General features: G+C 39.3%; 4 protein-coding genes. All 4 read right to left on the reverse strand.

Going from position 1 to position 3,915, the window contains the following annotated elements; all coding sequences use genetic code 11:
• Positions 1–41: 41 nt before the first annotated feature.
• The 4 genes from IV84_RS09900 to IV84_RS09915 all read right to left on the reverse strand — a co-directional run bounded on the left by IV84_RS09900 (position 42) and on the right by IV84_RS09915 (position 3,884).
• Entirely contained in the window at positions 42–560 is a 519-nt protein-coding gene (locus IV84_RS09900) for an adenine phosphoribosyltransferase (RefSeq protein ID WP_046871482.1), read from the reverse strand.
• On the reverse strand, positions 560–2,905 hold the full coding sequence (recJ, locus tag IV84_RS09905; RefSeq protein ID WP_052694505.1) for a single-stranded-DNA-specific exonuclease RecJ: 2,346 nt from the start codon (positions 2,903–2,905) through the stop codon (positions 560–562). Before recJ ends, IV84_RS09900 begins: the two co-directional genes overlap by 1 nt.
• Before the next feature lie 124 nt (positions 2,906–3,029).
• Positions 3,030–3,362 (reverse strand): LapA family protein, encoded by a 333-nt coding sequence (locus IV84_RS09910; protein WP_046871483.1) that lies wholly within the window; start codon positions 3,360–3,362, stop codon positions 3,030–3,032.
• Between the two features lie 12 nt (positions 3,363–3,374).
• Positions 3,375–3,884, reverse strand: coding sequence for an SDR family NAD(P)-dependent oxidoreductase (locus tag IV84_RS09915; protein WP_081036108.1), 510 nt, complete (start codon positions 3,882–3,884; stop codon positions 3,375–3,377).
• Between the last annotated feature and the right edge of the window lie 31 nt (positions 3,885–3,915).

Below are 3,915 nucleotides of genomic sequence, written 5' to 3' on the forward strand. Positions count from 1 at the left end.
TCCACCAATACGATTTGACAGAGACCCTTTATTGTTAGAATTTAGTATTTCATTAATGAAAGCATGTCATAATCTTTAATCTTGTCGCGACCATGCATATCCTTTAACTCAATGATAAAAGCCGTTCCGACCACAATGCCGCCTAGCTCTTCAACTAAATCAATGGTGGCTGAAATTGTACCCCCGGTCGCAAGCAAATCATCAGTCACTAAAACTCTTTGTCCTGGCTTAACGGCATCCTTATGCAGATAAAGTGAAGAAGTGCCGTATTCCAAGTCATAAGTGGCCTTGATCGTTGGACGAGGCAATTTACCCTTTTTACGAGCTGGCGCAAAACCAACGCCCAATTCATAAGCAACTGGACAGCCAACGATAAATCCGCGGGCTTCTGGTCCCACAATCATTTCAACACCCTTATCGCGCGCATAATTAACAATTTCATTTGTAGCTTGTTTATAAGCAGCTCCATCACCCATTAAAGGGGAAATATCACGAAAAATAACGCCCTTTTCAGGATAATCAGGAATACTTGCAACATAATCATGTAAATCTAGTGCCATTAATCAGCAACTCCTTCGTTTTTATCTGCCAACTGTTCTTGAATCCAAGTTTTCAGAGTAGCAGATTTGCTGTACAACAATTTTTCTTGTGTTTTAATTTGTTCTTCTCTTAATTTATAGGCCGGCGCTTCGGTTAACTTTTGGGGCGTTGGATTCTGAATGTATGAAACACGACCGTTTTCTATTTTAACAAATTTCAACTCAGAAAACACCTGAATTAAGAAAACTAATACACTTTGAGTTATATGCAAATGCTTAATCACATCTGGTAATTGCGTTTTTAAATCAATTACCGGATGATTAACAAAGAATTTAAACACTTTTCCACTCTGTTCACGGTTCGGCATCCCATCCAAGTAAGCATTATTCTTCTGATAAAAATAAACTGTTAGACTATCCGGCTCTTGATCGCTCAACCAATTTGTAAATTTAGAAATTGAATCGGGACAATCAACTAACGTAAGATTTCCAGTTAAGGAAGTATCATTTTGCATATTGCCATCCAAAACCACTGTTTTAACATCAGCGGCCAAGTATGGTTTGACCCGCTTATAAGTAATCTTATGAAAAAACACATAGGTCGCTGGTTCTGAAAATAACTGAAGACTAAGATGCGTTGTTCGTTTATCAATCACTGGAATGGCATCAATCAGTAAGTCTTTAACCATCACTTGCGGCTTCGTTTGATTTCGCCAAGTATTGGATTCTAGCGTTCCAACCACTTTAACGTGATCTGGAACGGCCTGTATAAATGGCAACAAGGCTCCTTGCTGAAATGCAATTGTATCAATTTGCTGTTTTTTCCCGGCCAATTGAAATTTCAAATGGCTTTTATCGGCACCAATTTGTTTGGCATTTACTACTTGTTCAGGATCAATCTCAAATTCAGGAATGGGATTATCCGTTCCAAAAGGTCCTAGACGTTGTAAATCCTGAATCACTTGCAAACTAATCTGATCAACTTTCAAAGTTTCGTCAATCGCCAATGGTGCTATTTGATTTGGATTCAACTGAGCTCCATCAGCTGATTTTTCGAGCAGTTGTCGTAAAGCTTCAACGTTTGTTTTCGCAATCGTTAACCCAACTGCCATGTGGTGGCCACCAAAGTTTACATACAAATCACGTTGACTGTTTAAAGCCTCAAATAAATTTAACGCTTCAACGCTTCGTCCAGATCCTTTGAAATTGGGTTCTGTTTCCGCAGCGCTTAAGACGATCGTTGGTTTTCCAGTTGCCTCGACCAAACGACTAGCCACAATTCCTAAAACGCCTTGATGCCAATCAGTTCCTGTGATTACTAATGTTTTTCGAGCCACATTCTCAGGTGTTTGCGCCTGAACAACTGCCTCATCATAGATATCCGAAACCAATTGTTTACGTTGTTCATTTACGGAATCAATGTGTTTAGCAATCTGGTCCGCCTTTTCATCATCAAACGTCGTTAATAACTCAACTGCTTCGCCAGCATTGCCAATTCGGCCAACGGCATTTAACCGTGGGGCAATTGTAAAACCAATATCCTGCTCATTAATTTCTTGGCCTTCTAAACCACAGACTTTTAGTAAAGCGTTGAGACCCACACGCTGGCCTTCACTCATTACCTTTAAACCACTAGTCACCAAAAAGCGGTTTTCATCCGTTAAGGAAACCAAATCTCCAATGGTTCCAATCGCAACCAAATCTAAAAACTCTTCTGGCACCTCATCTAGTAATACTGAAGCAACCTTAAAAGCAACTCCAACTCCGGAAAGATCAGAAAATGGATAGTGGCTACCAGGATAACGCGGATGGACAATGGCGGTCGCATTTGGAAGCTCTTTTGGCATTTCATGATGGTCCGTAACAATGACATCCATGCCATGTGTCACCGCATAATTGATGGGTTCGTTACCTGCTACACCGTTATCAACGGTAATCATTAACTGCACACCATTCTCAATGAATTGTTGATATTCAGCCATGTTCGGCCCATAACCATCTTTAAAACGATCCGGAACAAAGTAATCAACATCTGCTCCCAATTCATTTAGGGTTTCAAACATAATAGTTGTGCTTGTAACCCCATCAGCATCGTAATCACCATAAACCACGATTTTTTCATTTGCCACAATCGCAGCTTGAATGCGATCAACAGCTTTTTGCATATCATGAAGCAAGAATGGATCATGAATCATTTCCGGATCTAGTTTTAGAAATTGGGTAGCCTTCTCCACCGTATCATAGCCCCGCCCAATTAAAACAGTCGCGGCAACTTCACTTAAGTCACAAGCTTGGGCAATTTCTGTTACTTTTTTGGAATCGATTTGTTTTTTTGGCATTTGCCAATTATATTTTGATTTCAGCACTACTTCACTTCCTAATTCATAAAAAACAAAATGAACGAAAGCCGTTACTCAAATGAGATTTTCGATCTTTCGCTCAATTCTTAATCATTTTAGTTTCTTGCCAAGTTAGTTGTTATCCAACCAATTATAGCTCTTCAATTTTTTGATCATTTTTGCTACTAACATTATTTATACGCCGCTTTAAAGACTTGTTTTCTTCGCGGAGGTCATCAATTTCTTTGCTTGCCACGTCAATCTCATGACGATGCTCTCGTTTTTGTTTCATACTCGTTCCCATTGAAACCAGAAACGTAATTAACGCCCCAGCAACCACAGATACTAGGATCACTAAAACTAGTGGCCAGTGAACCGTCGTGAACAGAAGACTTATTGGTACTTCACTCACATTGACTACTGCAAAAGCCGCTACCAATAATACCAAAACTAAAATCATAATCACTCGCCATTGATTTTTCATGTCTCAAATGCCTTACTTTCGGTTAAATAATGAACTACTTGCCAAACGATCCCCAAGTTTGGGGAATAACTCGTATCCTCGGTGAATTGCTTCCATATAAGCAGGAGCATTAATTTCACGACGTGGATAGCCCATCGCATTTGTAATCTGATGGGCAACTTTTTCAGGTGACAGTGCCAAGAATTTGACACTCTCAAAATACTTACTGCTTGTTTCTGAACGTTTAAAGAAATTAGTATCCATTGGACCGGGATTCACCGTGGTAACCTGAATTCCAAGTGGCCGTAATTCTAATCTTAAAGCATTAGAAAAGCCAATAACCGCAAACTTAGTTGCCGAATAAATTGTTGATTTAGGAGTAGCAATCTTTCCAGCCACCGATGCAATATTAAAAATCTGTCCCCTACCGGAATCAATCATTTGTTGAGCTATTTTTTGAGTTACATACATAAGCCCCAAAACATTTACTCGGAACATATTTTCTGCCTTATCCATATCAAACTTTTGAAATGATTCAAAAATTCTGTCAAGGGCAGTTTAAAAATGTAGGTTT

Origin of the sequence: Pediococcus damnosus (genome assembly GCF_001437255.1) — a bacterium.
Lineage (GTDB): Bacteria > Bacillota > Bacilli > Lactobacillales > Lactobacillaceae > Pediococcus > Pediococcus damnosus.

Coding starts and splice junctions, on each gene's coding strand:
- IV84_RS09900 (WP_046871482.1), bottom strand. CDS start 560: ATGGCACTAGATTTACATGATTATGTTGCAAGTATTCCTGATTATCCT.
- IV84_RS09910 (WP_046871483.1), bottom strand. CDS start 3,362: ATGAAAAATCAATGGCGAGTGATTATGATTTTAGTTTTGGTATTATTG.